Consider the following 17,645-nt stretch of genomic DNA (forward strand, 5'->3'; position numbering starts at 1 on the left):
GAATGATTTATCAGTTTAATTATTGAGGAGAACCCCTATGTCTCGTTTAGCTTCCCGTTTTGGCAATGCTTGCTCTATTCGTCGTGACCGCCCGCTAACCATTGAAGAATTATTCCGCACAGTACCTAGCGTATTTTCAGAAGAAAAACACGAATCCAGAAGTGAACGTTATACTTACATCCCTACGATTACCTTATTGGATAGTCTTCAAAAAGAAGGCTTCTATCCGTTCTTTGCTTGCCAGACTCGTGTACGTGATGCTAGTCGCCGAGAGCACACCAAGCATATGTTAAGACTTCGACGCCATGATCAAATTACAGGAAATCAAGTGCCTGAAATCATCTTACTCAATAGCCATGATGGCTCAAGTAGCTATCAAATGTTACCCGGCTTCTTTAGAGCCATTTGCTGTAATGGCCTCGTTTGCGGTGACACGTTTGGTGAAGTGAGAGTACCGCACAAGGGCGATGTGGTGAATAAAGTCATTGAAGGGGCTTATGAAGTGTTAGATACGTTTGATGCTATCGCTGAAAAACGTGAGCAAATGCAGTCCTTACTATTACCGCCACCAGCACAACAGATCTTCGCCCAAGCCGCTCTCATGTATCGTTATGGCGAAGAACATCAACCGATCACTGAAGCCCAAGTGTTACAACCTCGCCGCTTTGAAGATAAAAAAGACGATCTTTGGACAGTGTACCAACGTTTGCAGGAAAATTTAATCAAGGGAGGATTATCAGGCAGGAATGCCAAAGGTAAACGCGCTCGCACGCGTTCAGTGAATGGAATTGATGGGGATATTAAGCTTAATAAAGCGTTGTGGGTACTGACAGAACAAATGCATGCTCATTTTGCTGGACGCGAACAACTATAGCCACAGCATACGTTAAATAATTGAATCTTACGGTGAACGCGATGAAACTATCAGAACGTCAACTAAAAACCTTGGGTAATGTGAAACTCAATTATGCCTCACTCTGCAACAAAAGGACACTCAACTCGCTGGAGAAAAAAGGAATGATTCAACTACATACATCAAACCATTGGGTCTTAACGGAGTTCGGTTTTCATATCGATAACATGAGTAAACGGCGTTGCTTATAAAGCGTTAGCGCTAACATAAAGACTTATTCCGTATTTTGGTACTTGATAATATCGAGCATACCAACCTATTCAAGAAAGGAGAGAATTCTTTAAACATCATTTTATTCCCTTCCATTTTGACTCACTCTCTCATCAACTCTTTTTCTTATTTAAGCACCAAAACAACAGTTGATCGATTACGCCGATCGATAACCGTTTATTGATAGTTACGATCGATATTACCGATCGTATTTTAATTATTGATAGGTAAAACAGATCGATTAAGTTAAACTGTCTCACGCTAAATTATCTTTATGTCAGTGATATTAAGGTGATTGAGTCAAATCTTTCATGCCTTCCTCTGACATAACGCGATTCAACCATACTTAATGTGATATTGATTAAAAGGAAATCAATCATGAAAAAAGCGTTTATTGTTCCCGCCCTAATGGGGTGCATTTCATTACCAGCATTCGCTAACACGGATGACAGTAAAACGGGGCTTTATGTCACGGGTAAAATGGGCGCATCCATTGTGCAAATGTCTGGCCAGCAGTTTGTCTACAGCGGCTATGCTGATGCCGGTGATAATGGTACAAAAAATGGAGATAGCCATCGTACTGGCGTATTTGGCGGTGGACTTGCGTTAGGTTATGACTTTTCCAATCAGTTTGATATCCCTGTTCGCGCTGAATTGGAATTTATGGCGCGTGATAAAGCGAATTCAACCTACAATATCCTCGACCGTGTGCGTAATGGCGTACATCAAACTCGTGATATTAAAAACCAAATCAAACTCAATACGTTAATGGTCAATGGGTACTACGACATTAAAAATAGCTCAAATTTCACGCCGTATATCTCTGTCGGGCTAGGCTATGCGGCCGTGGATTTTAAAACTACCCGCGCTGATGCTTATACTCCAGGACTCTCTCTGCATGATACTCACACGCATACCGCCAATAACTTTGCCTGGAGTGTCGGTGCGGGGGTGAACTATGCCATCAATGACGATTGGGATATGGGGCTGAGTTATCGCTATTTAGATGCTGGAAAAGCCGACATCACGACAGCGGTAGGCGATGGGGAAAACACCTCAAAAATCAAAGTGAAGGCCAACGATATCATGCTTGGTTTAACTTACCGATTCTAATCTCTGGCATTCAGCCTTAAAGATTACCCTCAACTTACCTAGCCAACATGCCTTTTTGATGTTGGCTATTTTATTGGTTAAACAAAAAAAATAACCACGGTTAAATTTTAACCACAAAAAAATTGTAATAAAAAGAGGTAAAAATGAATTCAATTAATCATATTCGTTTAGGTGTTGAACGAATTTTTTTCATCATTAGCTTAGTGCTAGTATTCGGTTTTACAGTCATCATCGCCAATCACTATAGTATCGACTCATTTATTGGTAAGCCCTTAATGTATCTACTGTATTACCTTATCGCGATGTTAGCTCCACTCTTGATTTCTCAAATATTGTTGTGGGTCATTTATGGGTTTAAGGGTATCCCTTTCCGTTTAATGCTAACGCGAAAAATTTTGGCATTCGTCTTCGCTTTCATCGCCTCTTTATGTGTTATCTACTTATTGCTCATCGGGATTATTCCTTTTATGGTTTTTGACCATGCTTTAATTTTTATACTTTATGAATACTTTTTTATTTTCCTCCTTTTCGCCTGCCTTATCGGACTGAGCGCTGGCGTTATTGTCTATATCCATACCGTTAAAAATGTATCCCATCCATTTCAATACCCGCATCCTATTTTCCGTTTAATGACATTCTTAGCGCTATACCTTGTCATTATGAATGCCTTAGCGATAGGCATTGGCAACCAAATCAATCTCAATATCATGGTGATTCTAGCGGGTACTATCGCAGGTTATGTGGGGTATTGGGGGTATGGCTTCCTACAACAATACACGGCAACGCGTTCTCGGAAACTCAGGATAACCCTGTCAACAATCATTTCCCTTGTTATCTTAGCGCTACTGGCACTCCTTAACGTTCTATTGCCTAACCGATTAAATATGTTCGGATTATTCCTGCTATTTTTTATCGAACTGGCTATTGCAATCACATTAGGTCGACTCACCTATCAGAAAAACAACCATCAGAAAGACGGTTCAACAATGAGGATAAATCATGACTAAATACGTATTTATTTTCATGGTGTTTTGCCTCAATTTTACCGCGAGCGCCTTTAACACGAATGTATTTGATACCGCCATCGATAAAAGTGGTTTTACACCAATGTGTAATAACCAAGCGATTGCCGATAAGGATTGTCGTGTTGACGATTACCTAGAGGGACGTTATGTCGTCACGAGCACAGTAAATCTGGGCGCTAAATGTGCCTTCGTAATTGCCGAAGTGATTGATAGTCAAACCAACCAACTATTTAGTACATCAACTGGCGATTGTGAAGACGGCCCTCTCGATACCTATTACCGCTTATCCCGTATTAACAAAAAAGTGTGGCTGGATGCTTACAGTCAAGGAAAACACATTGACCATGTGGAGGTTATCTTTCAATGAAAAATCGCACATTAAATAGCCTTCCTTTTGTGGGAATTATCGCAGTCGTCATATTGGGGATTTATTTCGGCAAACAACCTAAGCCAACCTATCGAGATTGTGTTGAGTTCAGCCCATTTCCTGTCAGTACGCTTCAGGTTTATGATCAACCCGATAGAGCTTCCAAGTCTATCAACTATCAGCCCACATCAGGAAAAGAACAATTCTGGGTCGCTAAACGAACAGCTGATGAACAATGGGTACAACTCTACCATGCCATAACACTTTTTGATGATTTACCTGAATCAGCTAAACTCGGATGGGTTAGTACCACGAACATAAACACATTGGGGATATTTGAGTGCATGACTAAGAATTAGCACTCATGATAAAATAATAATTGAAGGTGGGTAACCTCACCTTCATTATTGTCCATCTTAATTAGAGTTCACTATATACCTGTATTGCGTCCAATACTCACTAATGCAATAGGAGGGAAGCCAAAATAAAATGGCATACTGGATGGTATACCAATAAAACCCCAAAAAGAAAAATGCCATGCTAATCAATAGCATGGCATCAAATTTTGGCGGAGGAGGAGAGATTCGAACTCTCGGATGGTTTCCCATCGGCGGTTTTCAAGACCGCTGCCTTCAGCCGCTCGGCCACCCCTCCGCAATGACGTGCACTATAAACATCCTCTCATTGGATGTAAACCCCTAATGTGATCATTCGCTTTAAAAATATACGTCTTTCATACTGTTAGGCGAAAATATCAACATTCTAACGACTTTACTTGGGTTACATCTCTATTTTTGCTAAATTTACGTTCTAATTTTATTTGAGTTGAAAAAGAGTATGTTGGTTTTTAATAATCAAGAAATAGAAACAGATGCGCAAGGTTACCTGCTTGACAGCCAACAATGGAGTGAAGAATTAATTCCTTTACTCGCACAGCAAGAAGATATTGAAATTACCAATGAACACCTCGAAATTATCCGTTTCGTCAGGAATTTCTATTTGGAATTTAATACCTCTCCTGCTATTCGTATGTTAGTTAAAGCAGTTTCCCAGCAGTTTGGGGAAGAAAAAGGCAATAGCCGCTATTTATACCGGTTATTTCCTAAAGGTCCTGCTAAACAAGCGACTAAACTTGCAGGCCTGCCAAAACCGGTGAAATGCATTTAATTTCCGCTAATAGCGGACACTAAAGTCCGCTATTGGCTCGGTTTTCCAGTTTTCGGTAAAAAAATGGTCTACCTTTGCCCCTGGAGGCCCCCCAGCTTTCAGCCACTCATCAACAAACTCAATATCTTGCTCTGAGCCATAAATAGCTAGCTTAACACTACCGTCATCCCGGTTACACACAAAGCCTTTTATGCCATTCTGATTAGCCCAATGATAGGTCTGGTAACGAAACCCAACCCCTTGAACACGACCATAAATATAAAAATATCGACCTGATGTAATCATGTGAGCCTCCATTGTCAGAGCATAATGTATTGATACCTTCTTTTAACAGTTGTTTTTTATTCATTGAACAGATAATCTGCTAAATGAGGCACTGCTTTTGATCGTTACGTATAAAGACAGTGTATTGCGTTATTGATAATTGTCTATATCTTAGCTTGAAAACGCGTAGCACTGCCCACATATAGTTTGAAGTATAAGCAAGGCTTTTAGGAGGTCGCTATGATGATCACCAGTAAATATGGAATCGGGCAACAAGTTAGACACAAACTTCTCGGCTACTTAGGCGTTGTTGTCGATGTAGACGCTGAGTATTCGCTCGAACAACCACATGATGATGATATTGCCGCTAACAGCACACTACGCGATCTACCTTGGTATCATGTTGTTATGGAAGATGACAATGGGGATGCTGTTCATACTTATTTGGCTGAAGCTCAAATTACTTATGAAACCGTAGAAGACCATCCAGAGCAACCATCAATGGATGAACTAGCGGAATCAATAAGGTCTCAGTTGCAAGCACCTCGCCTTCGCAACTAACCTTCAAATATTTATATTGTTATTTATGAACGCAACCGTAAAGCAGCTCACTAGCTGCTTTACTTTTTTAACGCTAGAAATACTTTATTTTTCAAGACCTAAAGCAGGTATTTCTTGTTTTGGGCATTTATCCATAACAAACTGCAAACCAGCCTGCAAAGCGATTTGCTGTGCTTCTTCACTAATCACCCCTTTTTGTAACCACAAAACTTTAGCTTTAATTTCCACTGCTTCTCTGGCCACTCCTACTGCAGCTTCTGCATTACGAAACACATCGACCATGTCAATAGGCTCTGGTATATCACTAAGTTTTTCGTATACAAGCTGCCCTAATAAAGTTTGCCCTGCCAATTTGGGGCTCACTGGAATAACGGTATAGCCTTGATGCAAAAGATATTCCATAACTTCATAACTCGGCCTATTTGCCTTATCACTCGCTCCCACTAAAGCAATAGTTCGAACACACTTTAAAATTTCAGCAATTTCTTGATCTCTCATCAAAATATCTCCCAAAACCTATAAACTATTCATTAGCATTATGATATATGTTGTATATCTTTGCTCATTCAATTTTTAAAGATGTTTATCTCGCATCTTACTTAAGGGAATATCATGGAATCAACAACCCGTAAAATTACAGCCTCAAAAAATATTGCTTTGGTTGCCCATGACCACTGTAAACCTTCATTATTATCTTGGACTAAGAAAAACAATGAACGGCTCCAAACTCACAAATTATACGCAACCGGCACAACAGGTAATTTAATCCACCAGCACACTGGGTTGCCAGTCACCAGTACGCTAAGTGGCCCTATGGGGGGAGACCAGCAAATAGGCTCAATGATCGCAGAACAAAAAATCGACCTCTTGATTTTCTTCTGGGACCCTCTTAACGCTGTACCTCATGACCCTGATGTTAAAGCATTGCTACGTTTGGCTACAGTTTGGAATATTCCTGTCGCGACCAACCCTGCAACTGCTGATTTTTTAATCACATCACCCTATTTTGATAATGTAATAGACGTCGTTATTCCTGATTACGAAAGCTATTTAAATAAACGAACTAACTAATCTACCAATGTTAAGCGCCACAGCATTCTGGCGCTTAATACAAAATAAGATTACCTTAAGGTTTCTTTTGCTTTGGAACGCCCAATTGCTTGAGTTCATCAACAAATTCTGACGGTTTTTCTGGGTCATAGAGTAACCAAACTTGCTGCTTAGCCCGTGTTAATGCGACATACAGCAAACGTCTTTCTTCTGCGTGATCAAAATCTTCTGGTTTAGGCAATAAAGCTCGCTCAATGATTGATTCGCGCGCAGGAGCAGGGAAACCATCCTTTCCGCTATTCAGACCACAAATGATGACATGGTCTGCTTGCTGCCCTTTTGAGGCATGAATCGTCATAAACTGAATATTTAATTTTGGCCAGCGAGTTTTGGCTTTATCTAAAATAGTAGGTTTTAAATAATGGTAGCGGGCTAGCACTAATACCGTTTCATCATCAAGCACATAGCCACTCATTTTGTCCAACAAACGTTCAAAGGCATCCTCACAAAGAAGAATAACCGATTTTTTATTCCCTTTCGTTAAGCTATTCAATGGTTTATCTAGCTGCATTGGGTTTTGTAAAATAAACTGGTTAGCCACTTCACCAATACGCTCATTAAAACGATAAGTGGTGTCTAAAGCGCAAAGTTCTCCAATGCCAAAGTTATGCTCAAACGATGTTGTTAAGTCTAATTCTGCACCACTAAACCGATAGATAGCCTGCCAATCGTCTCCAACAGCAAATAACGTCGTTTGCTTATTCTGCTGTCGTAGTACCTGCAATAATTTAGCTCTAAGAGGCGAAATATCTTGGAACTCATCGACTAAAATATGTTTCCATGGGCTAATAAAACGCCCTTTCTCTAAAATATTAATGGCCTGATGAATTAATCCAGAAAAATCAATTGCACCTTCATCTTTCAAAGCGCTTTTCCACACTTTCAATAACGGCGCCATTAAACGAATGCGCTTTTGGAAAAGGTCCCTTATTTCTTCTTCCGTATTATCAATCATGTCCTTCTGGCTACCGCCATGCATACGCATTAAGCTTAGCCAACGGTCTAACCTAGCAGCCACTTTATTGCTTAATTTTTCGTCTTTCCAAAACTCACCGTCTGGAATTTCCCACTGCAATTCTTCAGAAAGCCATTCTCGCCAGCCTTTTGCTTGTGCTTTCTTTGCTGAACATTGTTCTCGCCATTCATTTAATAATAGTGTTTGCCGTTTTTGAGTGTCAGTTTCTAACTCACTAATTACTGGCGATTTTTTGCTACCTTCACGAATAATGTGTAAAGCAAGAGCATGGAAAGTTTTTGCTTCAATATCTTGTTGTAGTCGTGAATGAATACGTTCATTCATTTCATCTGCCGCTTTGCGACCAAAAGCTAACAATAGGATTTGTTCTGGTTTTGCCAAACCTCGCAAGATCAACCAGCCAGCCCTAGCCACGAGGACTGATGTTTTACCACTCCCAGCCCCCGCCAGTACTAATACGTTATCCTCACCATTAATTACAGATAAAGACTGTGAATAATTGAGTGGTGATGTTTCTACTTGCTGGAAAAAATCGTGATAGTGAACTAAGACAGACTCACACCAGTGATCGTTAATTTGCCGTCGACAGTTTTGGCCATTATTTAGCCAATTTAAGCATTCGTGATATTGTGGTGCACAATTTTCAAATAATAAAAGGCGCGCCAAAGGCATAGGTAGCGATGAGAATTTCTGTGATATTTTATCTTTTATCTCGGCTAAGTGGCGCAACGTCAACCAATGATCTTGTTGCGTCAATTGTTCAATCGAATTAACTAATTCACTCAATACACTAGCACTGACGTGGCTCATTTCAGTGCTCCATTGTTGCCATTTTTCATTTAAGTAATGATAAAAGCGCTGAGTTTGCTTCCATTCCGTACCATGTAAACGAACAACCTGCTCATTCACAATTTCAAATTCTAACTCCCCCCAAACAATCCCTCTCTTACAACGAATATCAATGAGTTCATTAAATGGGATAAGATATTGGTGGTTTTCACCACTCACTTCAATACCTGCGTTGAGCAAGCGAACCCGATTGTAGGGATGCTGAGCCAGACGCTGTCCAATCTGTGTTGATTTCAGTTCCATACGTCCTGCACCTGAGAAAATCAATGACAAAAATACGGTTGGCTTGATTCCAAACGGTTTTTTATTCCTTGCAAACAAGCTATCCTATATAGATTAGGGCTTGTCTTACCTTTGAGGTACTTTGTGCTAACACTGCTTACCAGTTATCGTCGTGTGCTATATAACAGCCATATTTTATATTATATCCGAATCTTTATAGCCCTGACAGGCGCAACCTTGGTGCCGTGGTTATTAAACCAAGAGCCTAAAATCACTATCCCACTTACCTTGGGCGTGGTTGCTGCAGCACTGACTGACTTAGATGATAGGCTAACTGGCAGAATAAAAAATTTAATTATTACACTTTTTTGTTTTTTTATTGCATCCGTTTCAATTGAACTGCTGTTTCCATACCCTTTGTTTTTCTTTTTTGGCCTCGCCTTTTCCACGTGTGGTTTTATTCTTCTTGGTGCTTTAGGGCAGCGATACGCAACCATCGCATTTGGTGCACTGTTAATTGCCATTTATACCATGCTCGGTGTACCTATTTTTGATACTTGGTACCAACAACCTGCATTATTACTCACAGGGGCAATTTGGTATAATATCTTAACTTTGATTGGCCATATTTTATTTCCTGTTAGGCCACTACAAGATGCAATAACCCAATGCTACCAGCAACTTTCAGCTTATCTAGATGCAAAAGCCAACTTATTTGACCCAGACTTAGAAGATGACTACCAACGTTCAGTTTATGATTTAGCTTTAGTAAACAGTCATTTAGTTAGCACCATGAACCAAGCTAAAATTGCATTACTGAGCCGATTAAAAGGAGATCGGGGACAAAAAGGCACGCGAAATTCACTGCATTATTATTTTGTTGCCCAAGATATTCACGAACGAGCAAGTTCATCTCACATACAATACCAACAACTTAGCCGTACTTTACGTCATTGTGATATTTTATTTCGTTTCCAACGCCTACTAACCATGCAAGCAAGAGCCTGCCAGCAAGTTGCTCAATCGGTTTTATGGCGTAAACAATACCAACATAACCCTCGTTTTGAACGTACCTTCACTTACATTGAAAAATCGCTACAGCTACTAAAACAGCAATCACCTGAGCTTCATGAAATTAAAGCTCTGTATAACTTGCTTAAAAACTTAAAAGGCATTGACGTTCAACTTAAAGGCCTAAGCCTTGAGCAAAGTACATGGCAGCAAAATAATAAACAAATAGAGCAATTATCTGACGAATCGTTATCAGGTATTAATGATATTATTTCGCGAGTTAAACACCATTTAACCCCGAAATCCTCTTTATTTCGCCATGCGGTCAGAATGTCAATTCTCCTTTGTACTGGCTATATCATCATCCAACTATTTGATATGGAAAGAGGATATTGGATATTACTCACTAGCTTATTTGTATGCCAACCTAACTACAGCGCCACTAAACGCCGTTTAGCTCTACGTATAATAGGCACGATTGTTGGTATTCTCATTGGCTTACCCTTGCTGAATTTAATCCCTTCAATGGAAGGCCAACTCACGCTAATCGTTATTTCTGGTTTACTGTTCTTTATGTTTCGCAGTAGCCAATACGCCCAAGCAACCTTATTTATCACGCTACTCGTCTTGTTTTGTTTTAACCTACTTGGCGAAGGGTTTGACGTTGCACTTCCACGGATCATTGACACATTAATTGGTTGCTTTATTGCATTACTTGCCGTCAGCTTCATTTGGCCTGACTGGAAATTCCGTCAACTTCCCCAGGTCATACAAAAAACCATGGATAGCAACTGCCGTTATTTAGATGCTATTTTACAACAGTACTACCAAGGTAAAGACAACCGCCTTGAATATCGAATCGCACGAAGAGACGCACATAATAATGATGCAGAATTCGCTTCTATTGTCTCCAATATGGCTTCTGACCCTAAGTCTTATCGAATCACTCAAGAACAAGCTTTTCGCCTTCTCTGCTTAAACCACACTTTACTCAGCTATATCTCTGCATTAGGTGCGCATCGTGAAAAAATGCAAAATGAAGGTAATCTTTCATTACTCAACGACGCTATTTGTTATGTTGAATCATCGCTACAAATCACAACCATTGACCCACTCGTTATTGATGAAAAATCAGATAAACTTCGCCACAGTTTATTGCAGCGCATAGATAACATTTCAACCAGTGATGACGAAAAAACGTTACTTATCATGGAACAAACTAAGTTATTGCTCGAACTAATTCCTGAGATAAAACAAATAATTCGAACCATTAGTGCGTCATAAATATACCGATGAGCGGGTATTGAAATTCTAAATACCCGCCCATCTTCATATGGCGTAATGTAATATTAACTACAAAAATACCAGTCCACTTTCGCAGGTTTAGGCTGACGTCAACTCAAAACTATTATACCAAGCAATTAACTCTTGTTTGATATCCTTGGGTAAAACAGCACTATGGCACCCCTCTATTGCAGCGGCTAAGCCAATGAGTAACTTAATACTGGGGTTATTCCTACCATGTTTTTTTAACTTCATAAAACAAGCCTTTGCGCCCATCAAACGCAAATCATCAACATGAGATACACCTATTTTCCCTAGTGCGCGCTCAACCGACATATTCATATTAGGCAAATCTTTTATACGCATAGTCATTGATTGCTTTTGTTTTAATTCCTCGATAGCTGAACGGTATGCCAGCTCAATATATTGAAGAAACAAGGACTCGTCATGCCAAACTTGTTCCGAAAGTTGGTAGTAACGCATTTCCAATGGAATGCCTTTTTTAGTATAAACTAATCGATTAAACCCTGACGCTTCAAAGTGACTTCTTGCCACTAAGCAGCCACGCAAATAAAAACAACCGTCGAGTACCAACCCTACAATTGCATCATCGACTAATAGACAAAACCCACCGAAATGATTTTTACGTTTTAACTCGCCAAACTGACTTAACAAACGGGATAAATAAAAATTTTTTTCTTCTTCTAACAACATTACCAAACTCCTTTTTGGGTATGCTCAATTTTCATCCTTGAGAAAATTAATTTTATAATTTCTTTTTTTACAGATAATTACGCATAACCAATTTTGAGAGCATCCATAAAAAATGCCAAGAAGAATGCAGAAAAAAACAACAAAGTTGCGAAGCGCTTTGAAAAAATAGTCTTGATATTGGATGGATATACAGTTACTGTATGTTCATACAGCATTGTAACGAGGTAAATTATGAGCATCTATTCTTGGAACAACTCAACAGAACATTCTCTTAATAATTACGCACAATCAATCCCTGCGACAGGGCTTACTAACAGCTCTATGCAACAAGGTATGGTGAGCGAACTTGTTTACGATGAAAAACACCCTATTATGGATTACATTTTATTACCCATGCTTCGCCAGTTTGGGGTTCAATCACGCTGGTTACTCTGGCTAAGTCCTAATAAAAAACTCAGTAAACACTGGTTAGAACAATCAGGTATACCCACCAATAAAGTTATGCAATTAAATCATATGGAAGATATCACTACGATTGATGCCATGGAAAAAGCATTAAGAAGTGGTAATTATAGTGTGGTTTTGGGGTGGCTGCCGGAAATAAGCGAGCAAGATTTTATTCGTTTGCAATATGCTGCTCAAGAAGGCCGTTCTATCGGTTTAATTATGCGCCCACAGAAAACATATGATATGGTTAGTACACAAGCAAGACAGTCAAACCACTTAAAAATTCATTCAAATCATTACCACTAGGCAAGATTAAGAATTTTCTTACTAAATTTAACCTTTAGACATATTTGTCTCTAAAGTTAAATTAAAAGTATTGTAGATCAATCAGATAGATTAAAAATAATCATTGCTAAAAATATACATATCTCTCTGATTTATACACTAAAAAAACACTTTTTTTAACGATTATTGCTCACTCTACTTGTATCTTTTTAAGTTCGTTGTAGACTTTAGCTTGTTCGGCTTATGGCATTATTTTTTTACTTTTCTTATTTTTTTGTAGATAATGTCTGCGAAACCTAGCAAGTAAATTAAACCAATGGCATATAATAAGGCTCAGCGAAGCCAAGCCAATATTGGATGATAACGAGGCGTAAAAATGAAAAAAACAGCTATCGCAGTAGCAGTGGCAGTAGCAGCTTTTGCAACCGTTGCACAAGCAGCTCCAAAAGATAACACTTGGTATACCGGTGCTAAATTAGGTTGGTCTCACTATGAAGACACTAAATTCACTTCACCTGAAACTAATCTTCACGTAGGTAATACTACTGACCGTGATACTATCGGTGCTGGTGCATTTGCTGGTTACCAATACAACCAATATATGGGCTTCGAGCTTGGTTACGATTGGTTCGGTAAAATGAAATACAAAGGCGCTGGCAACAGCGGTGACCTGAAATCTATGGGTGTTTCATTAACCACTAAATTAAGCTATCCAATCATGGATGACTTAGACGTTTACACTCGTTTAGGTGGTATGGTTTACCGTACAGAAGCTAAAGCTAACCAAACTCAAGGTCGTTTCAAAGAAACTGACACTGGCGTTGCACCTGTATACGCACTGGGTCTTGAGTACGCAATCACTCCAGAGTGGGCTACTCGTTTAGACTACCAATGGGTTAGTAACTTAGGTGACAAAGACAACATCGGTACTCGTCCAGACAACGGCATGCTGAGCGTTGGTGTTGCTTACCGTTTCGGTCAAGCTGATGCTCCAGTTGTTGCTCCAGCTCCGGTTGTTGCTCCAGCTCCAGTTGTTGAAAACAAACGCTTTACTCTGCGTTCAGACGTTCTGTTTAACTTCAACAAAGCAAGCCTGAAACCAGAAGGTCAAGAAGCTCTGAATGAGCTGTACAACGAACTGAGCAGCATCGACCCAACTCAAGGTCGCGTACTGGTAGTTGGTTTCACTGACCGTATCGGTTCACAAAACTACAACCTGCCACTGTCACAAAAACGTGCTCAGTCTGTAGTTGACTACTTAGTTGCTAAAGGCGTTCCAGCTAGCGCAATCGCTGCAGAAGGCCGTGGTAAAGAAGATCCAGTAACTGGTAACAAATGTGACGATGTTAAAGGCCGTGCTGCTCTGATCGAGTGTTTAGCGCCAGACCGTCGCGTTGAAATCGAAATCCAAGGTACAACTGAAGTTGTAACTCAACCAGGTGCTTAATTCTTAGCCCTAGTTTGAATTTCGAACTGAAAAACAAAAACCCCAATGAATATTGGGGTTTTTTATTGTCAGAAATAACAAAACAGAACAAGTACAACCCCAAAATTTACTTTCAAAAATCTAATTCTGTAATAAGGGTATCTTGCTTGGACACACACGATTAAGCGACGCTCATCACTGATTTTCTTTAATTATCCCTTCCCTTTGGGGTCCCAAGGATCGCTTGTAAATCTTGTTTCAATGAGCTCATCTGGCTTTCATATTTATCTTTATGTTCCGCGTCCTCAATCAACTGAATAATAGTTTCAGACAACGTCTTATTACGCTTCACAGCAAGATTAGACAAACGCTGCCACACCGAAAAGTTTAAATCTATTGATTTCTTACGTGTATGTGGGTGTTCTGCATTAAAATGACGCTTGCGCCTCGCTCGAATACTCTGTTTCATTCGATTATCAAGCTCTGGATTCATATGCAGAGTGATCCACTTTAGTACATCAATCGGTCTATTTTCCATTTTTAGCAGCAAGTCTATCGCTTCTTTTTCTGCGCTTCTTTCTTTATAGCGGGTAATTGCTTCGCCACCCCTTGCCTTATTGACGAGGTATTCCCATTTCCAGCCACATTCAAGATTTTCAAGCTGCTGATATTTCATAATTTTTCCTGAAGAAAATTGAACCTATCTTTATATTAGCAAGATTATATACAAAATACTCAAGCAGATATTCGATTTAGTGGAATATTCACTCTTTCAATAAAGAAGATAACCTGCCCTTGTAAAAATAGTGTACAATCTGCCCCTATCTGTTAACAAATTAATAAAACTGCATGTCCACATTTGAATACATACTCGTCATCTATGGGATTGGCGGTGTATGCGCAATGCTATTTACCCTACTCGTAACAAAAGACCCTAACTGTTTTATGCGCTTACTGAGCGCCATACTTATTGGCTTAACTTGGCCAATGACACTACCAATCGTATTTATGTTTTCATTATTCTAGTCGATAATTCAACAATTATTGCTGCAAGATTGCCTATCAAAGGCTAATATAGCAAGCTTGCCCATTGGGTAATGAATGAGCCTGAAATTTGTTTATAAAACAAACAATGTTATTTAGCAAATTTATTAAATAAACCTTATTCAGGCATATACGCCCAGCTTATTGGCAGGCATTTTATTTATAACCCTATTAATAGCAGATAATTATAGTGATCAGTCAAGAACTAACATGGCAAGGCCTAATTCCTAACTTATCGTCATTTCAGACGAAATTTGTATCTTCAGAAACGTTGCCCCCTACAGTTTTATCAGATATTCAGCCTAGGCTATCTGATGGCATACAACATTTCGTTGATGAATTTGCCCAAACACGCTTTATGTTTATCAAGTCTGATGAAAGTGAGGCGTATCTTAGCCTTTATGCTAATGCAATTACCCCCTTACTGGCAGAGATAAATACCATTGATGGTGATTATCAATTATCTGAAGATAGCCGTCTTTTTCAGTGGAAAAGTGGTGTTAAAAGCCGTTTCTCTTCTCATGAAAAAATCGCTTACCGTAGTTGGATAGAACCCGAACAATTATTTGGCTATGTCACCCCTTCATTGAATTTAGTGCCAGGATTACTTCACCAAATTAATGGCGGGATCTTAGTTATCGCAGCTAGCGCATTAATCAACCAACCTTTAATGTGGGCTCGCCTAAAAAATATGGTTAACCGTCAACAACTTGAATGGTTGCCTTATTCTGAAAATCAGCCTTTACCGATTGAAATTGAGCCACAACCTTTAGAGCTTAAAGTTATTATTGTTGGTGATAGATTAGCTTTAGAAGAATTTGAATTTACATCACCGGAGCTATTTAGCTGCGCTATTTATGGCGAATATGAGCCTGTTATGTTCTTCGAAGATGAGGAACAATTGAGCTTATGGATGCGTTATATAAAATCCATTATTGACTCCAATAAATTACCACATATTTCGCCTGATGGATGGGTCCCTTTTATCCAACAAGCTGTACGTTACTGTGAGGATAAATTTAATCTTCCTCTTGATATTCTTTGGTTAGTTCGCTCTCTTGTTGATGCCAGCCATTACCATGTTAACCATTTGTTGACTCAAGAGTCATTTAAGCAAGCAAATGAAAACCGCCAATGGCGCCACAGTTTTCTTGCTGAACGTACTCAGGACGATATTCTGCAAGAACAAATCTTCGTTAAAACTGAGGGCGAAGTTATCGGCCAAGTTAATGGCTTGTCTGTCTTGCAATATCCAGGGCACCCTGACGCCATTGGTGAGCCATCCCGTATTACCTGTGTCGCACATTTAGGTGACGGTGAATTCACAGATGTAGAACGTAAAGCAGAGCTCGGTGGGAATATCCATGCCAAAGGCATGATGATCATGCAAGCCTATTTAAATTACGAGCTTAAATTAGAGCAACCTCAGCCTTTCTCCGCCTCTATCGTCTTTGAGCAATCTTATGGTGAAGTTGATGGTGATAGCGCATCACTCGCAGAGCTGTGCGCTTTAATTAGCGCATTATCACTACAGCCTATTGATCAACAAGTTGCTATCACAGGTGCGGTTGACCAATTTGGCTATGTTCAACCTATTGGCGGGGTGAATGAAAAAATTGAAGGTTTCTTTGATATCTGTGAAAAGCGTGGGTTAACAGGCAACCAAGGTGTCATTATCCCAATGGCAAATGTTCGCCACTTATGTACTAAATCAGCTGTCGTTGAAGCCGTACAAGAAGGCCAATTCCATATTTGGCCTGTTGAACATGTCGCCCAAGCCATTACTTTACTGACTAAGCAACCTTACTTTGAACAGCAAGCTGAAGAAGAAAATGTACACCTGTTAGCTTTAATTCAAGAAAGAATCAATCAAGCAAACTCACCTGATAAAGCCAGACTTCCTTGGTTCTTAAAATGGATTAGTTAAGTAAAGATTGCGTAAAAAATAGCAGATCGGAGTTGTTCAGCGTACAAGTGTAAGCTATCCTGTAGCCCTACACATAATAAAGGCTATCTTAAGAACATGGTTGAGAAACGCGGATCCTACACAAAAGATGATTTAATTGCTTCTGGTAAAGGCGAGTTATTTGGAGAAAATGGTCCTCCACTCCCATCAGGAAACATGTTGATGATGGATCGTATCGTCAGTATGACTGAAGATGGCGGTACATTTAACAAAGGTTATGTGGAAGCTGAACTGGATATTAATCCAGACCTTTGGTTCTTTGGCTGCCACTTTACAAACGACCCTGTCATGCCAGGCTGTTTAGGCCTCGATGCAATGTGGCAGCTAGTTGGCTTCTACCTTGGCTGGCTCGGCGGCGAAGGTAAAGGACGTGCTCTAGGTGTTGGCGAAGTTAAATTTACTGGCCAAGTTCTGCCTACTGCGAAAAAAGTCACTTACCGCATCAGCTTTAAGCGCGTGATCAACCGTAAGCTGATCATGGGGTTAGCTGACGGTGAAGTATTAGTTGACGGTAAATTAATTTATACTGCAACGGACTTAAAAGTGGGTCTTTTTAAAGATACGAGCGCATTCTAAACATTTGAAATGCAAACCTCCGCAATCGCGGAGGTTCTTAAATGAATTGATATCTTAAACTTAAAAACCCGAAAAATACTCAAGAAAACGAGTACAGGTTATTTAAGCTAAACGA

Annotated in this window: 19 protein-coding genes and 1 tRNA gene; 14 read left to right on the forward strand and 6 right to left on the reverse strand. The window is 39.7% G+C overall.

Features of this window, described 5'->3' with window-relative positions; genetic code table 11:
- Positions 1-37: 37 nt before the first annotated feature.
- The 5 genes from G6Q48_RS18920 to G6Q48_RS18940 all read left to right on the forward strand — a co-directional run bounded on the left by G6Q48_RS18920 (position 38) and on the right by G6Q48_RS18940 (position 3,987).
- Positions 38-874 (forward strand): DUF932 domain-containing protein, encoded by an 837-nt coding sequence (locus tag G6Q48_RS18920; RefSeq protein ID WP_076914184.1) that lies wholly within the window; start codon positions 38-40, stop codon positions 872-874.
- A gap of 627 nt (positions 875-1,501) precedes the next feature.
- On the forward strand, positions 1,502-2,236 hold the full coding sequence (locus G6Q48_RS18925; RefSeq protein WP_166268048.1) for an outer membrane protein: 735 nt from the start codon (positions 1,502-1,504) through the stop codon (positions 2,234-2,236).
- A 143-nt stretch (positions 2,237-2,379) separates the two neighbouring features.
- Positions 2,380-3,243 carry a hypothetical protein gene (locus G6Q48_RS18930; RefSeq protein WP_154639978.1) on the forward strand — a complete coding sequence of 288 codons (864 nt, stop codon included), beginning with the start codon at positions 2,380-2,382 and terminating at the stop codon, positions 3,241-3,243.
- Positions 3,236-3,628 carry a hypothetical protein gene (locus tag G6Q48_RS18935; RefSeq protein ID WP_036967295.1) on the forward strand — a complete coding sequence of 131 codons (393 nt, stop codon included), beginning with the start codon at positions 3,236-3,238 and terminating at the stop codon, positions 3,626-3,628. Before G6Q48_RS18930 ends, G6Q48_RS18935 begins: the two co-directional genes overlap by 8 nt.
- Entirely contained in the window at positions 3,625-3,987 is a 363-nt protein-coding gene (locus tag G6Q48_RS18940; RefSeq protein ID WP_166268050.1) for a hypothetical protein, read from the forward strand. Before G6Q48_RS18935 ends, G6Q48_RS18940 begins: the two co-directional genes overlap by 4 nt.
- 207 nt (positions 3,988-4,194) lie before the next feature.
- On the opposite strand, the gene G6Q48_RS18945 is transcribed toward G6Q48_RS18940, so the two are convergent.
- Positions 4,195-4,282: transfer RNA gene (locus tag G6Q48_RS18945), tRNA-Ser, on the reverse strand.
- A 183-nt stretch (positions 4,283-4,465) separates the two neighbouring features.
- On the opposite strand from G6Q48_RS18945, the gene G6Q48_RS18950 reads away from it, so the two are divergent.
- Positions 4,466-4,795: a TusE/DsrC/DsvC family sulfur relay protein gene (locus tag G6Q48_RS18950; RefSeq protein WP_004256090.1), complete on the forward strand. Its 330-nt coding sequence runs from the start codon at positions 4,466-4,468 to the stop codon at positions 4,793-4,795.
- Between the two features lie 6 nt (positions 4,796-4,801).
- Here the strand turns inward: G6Q48_RS18950 and G6Q48_RS18955 are convergent, their stop codons facing one another.
- Entirely contained in the window at positions 4,802-5,080 is a 279-nt protein-coding gene (locus tag G6Q48_RS18955; RefSeq protein ID WP_195698474.1) for an acylphosphatase, read from the reverse strand.
- 219 nt (positions 5,081-5,299) lie between these two features.
- Between G6Q48_RS18955 and hspQ the strand changes: the two genes are divergently transcribed.
- The gene (hspQ, locus tag G6Q48_RS18960; RefSeq protein WP_004256095.1) at positions 5,300-5,620 is read left to right on the forward strand and encodes a heat shock protein HspQ; all 321 of its coding nucleotides are present in this window, start codon (positions 5,300-5,302) and stop codon (positions 5,618-5,620) included.
- Between the two features lie 84 nt (positions 5,621-5,704).
- Here hspQ and G6Q48_RS18965 read toward each other — a convergent pair whose 3' ends face one another.
- The gene (locus G6Q48_RS18965; RefSeq protein WP_102138516.1) at positions 5,705-6,118 is read right to left on the reverse strand and encodes a CoA-binding protein; all 414 of its coding nucleotides are present in this window, start codon (positions 6,116-6,118) and stop codon (positions 5,705-5,707) included.
- A gap of 114 nt (positions 6,119-6,232) precedes the next feature.
- Between G6Q48_RS18965 and G6Q48_RS18970 the strand changes: the two genes are divergently transcribed.
- Positions 6,233-6,691 (forward strand): methylglyoxal synthase, encoded by a 459-nt coding sequence (locus G6Q48_RS18970; RefSeq protein WP_166268053.1) that lies wholly within the window; start codon positions 6,233-6,235, stop codon positions 6,689-6,691.
- 55 nt (positions 6,692-6,746) lie between these two features.
- On the opposite strand, the gene helD is transcribed toward G6Q48_RS18970, so the two are convergent.
- Positions 6,747-8,798 carry a DNA helicase IV gene (gene helD, locus G6Q48_RS18975; RefSeq protein WP_166185300.1) on the reverse strand — a complete coding sequence of 684 codons (2,052 nt, stop codon included), beginning with the start codon at positions 8,796-8,798 and terminating at the stop codon, positions 6,747-6,749.
- 123 nt (positions 8,799-8,921) lie between these two features.
- On the opposite strand from helD, the gene yccS reads away from it, so the two are divergent.
- Positions 8,922-11,072 (forward strand): YccS family putative transporter, encoded by a 2,151-nt coding sequence (yccS, locus tag G6Q48_RS18980; protein WP_166268054.1) that lies wholly within the window; start codon positions 8,922-8,924, stop codon positions 11,070-11,072.
- Positions 11,073-11,171: 99 nt separating this feature from the next.
- On the opposite strand, the gene G6Q48_RS18985 is transcribed toward yccS, so the two are convergent.
- On the reverse strand, positions 11,172-11,786 hold the full coding sequence (locus G6Q48_RS18985; protein WP_102138513.1) for a TfoX/Sxy family DNA transformation protein: 615 nt from the start codon (positions 11,784-11,786) through the stop codon (positions 11,172-11,174).
- Between the two features lie 231 nt (positions 11,787-12,017).
- On the opposite strand from G6Q48_RS18985, the gene sulA reads away from it, so the two are divergent.
- Together sulA and ompA are read left to right on the forward strand one after the other, a co-directional pair.
- Positions 12,018-12,539, forward strand: a complete 522-nt coding sequence (gene sulA / locus G6Q48_RS18990) for an SOS-induced cell division inhibitor SulA (protein WP_166268055.1) — start codon at positions 12,018-12,020, stop codon at positions 12,537-12,539.
- A 355-nt stretch (positions 12,540-12,894) separates the two neighbouring features.
- Positions 12,895-13,965 (forward strand): porin OmpA, encoded by a 1,071-nt coding sequence (gene ompA, locus G6Q48_RS18995; RefSeq protein ID WP_166268056.1) that lies wholly within the window; start codon positions 12,895-12,897, stop codon positions 13,963-13,965.
- Between the two features lie 187 nt (positions 13,966-14,152).
- Here ompA and matP read toward each other — a convergent pair whose 3' ends face one another.
- Complete coding sequence (gene matP, locus G6Q48_RS19000) at positions 14,153-14,620, reverse strand: macrodomain Ter protein MatP (RefSeq protein WP_166268057.1); 468 nt, start codon at positions 14,618-14,620, stop codon at positions 14,153-14,155.
- A 173-nt stretch (positions 14,621-14,793) separates the two neighbouring features.
- Here matP and G6Q48_RS19005 point away from each other — a divergent pair, with 173 nt between their 5' ends.
- The 3 genes from G6Q48_RS19005 to fabA all read left to right on the forward strand — a co-directional run bounded on the left by G6Q48_RS19005 (position 14,794) and on the right by fabA (position 17,530).
- Entirely contained in the window at positions 14,794-14,970 is a 177-nt protein-coding gene (locus G6Q48_RS19005) for a GhoT/OrtT family toxin (RefSeq protein ID WP_004909646.1), read from the forward strand.
- 208 nt (positions 14,971-15,178) lie between these two features.
- Entirely contained in the window at positions 15,179-16,915 is a 1,737-nt protein-coding gene (locus G6Q48_RS19010) for an AAA family ATPase (protein ID WP_166268058.1), read from the forward strand.
- Between the two features lie 96 nt (positions 16,916-17,011).
- The gene (gene fabA, locus G6Q48_RS19015; protein WP_004909641.1) at positions 17,012-17,530 is read left to right on the forward strand and encodes a bifunctional 3-hydroxydecanoyl-ACP dehydratase/trans-2-decenoyl-ACP isomerase; all 519 of its coding nucleotides are present in this window, start codon (positions 17,012-17,014) and stop codon (positions 17,528-17,530) included.
- The last annotated feature ends 115 nt before the right edge of the window (positions 17,531-17,645 follow it).

The sequence above is a fragment of the Providencia sp. M-27 genome (genome assembly GCF_011077905.1).
In the GTDB taxonomy this organism is placed as follows: domain Bacteria; phylum Pseudomonadota; class Gammaproteobacteria; order Enterobacterales; family Enterobacteriaceae; genus Providencia; species Providencia huaxiensis.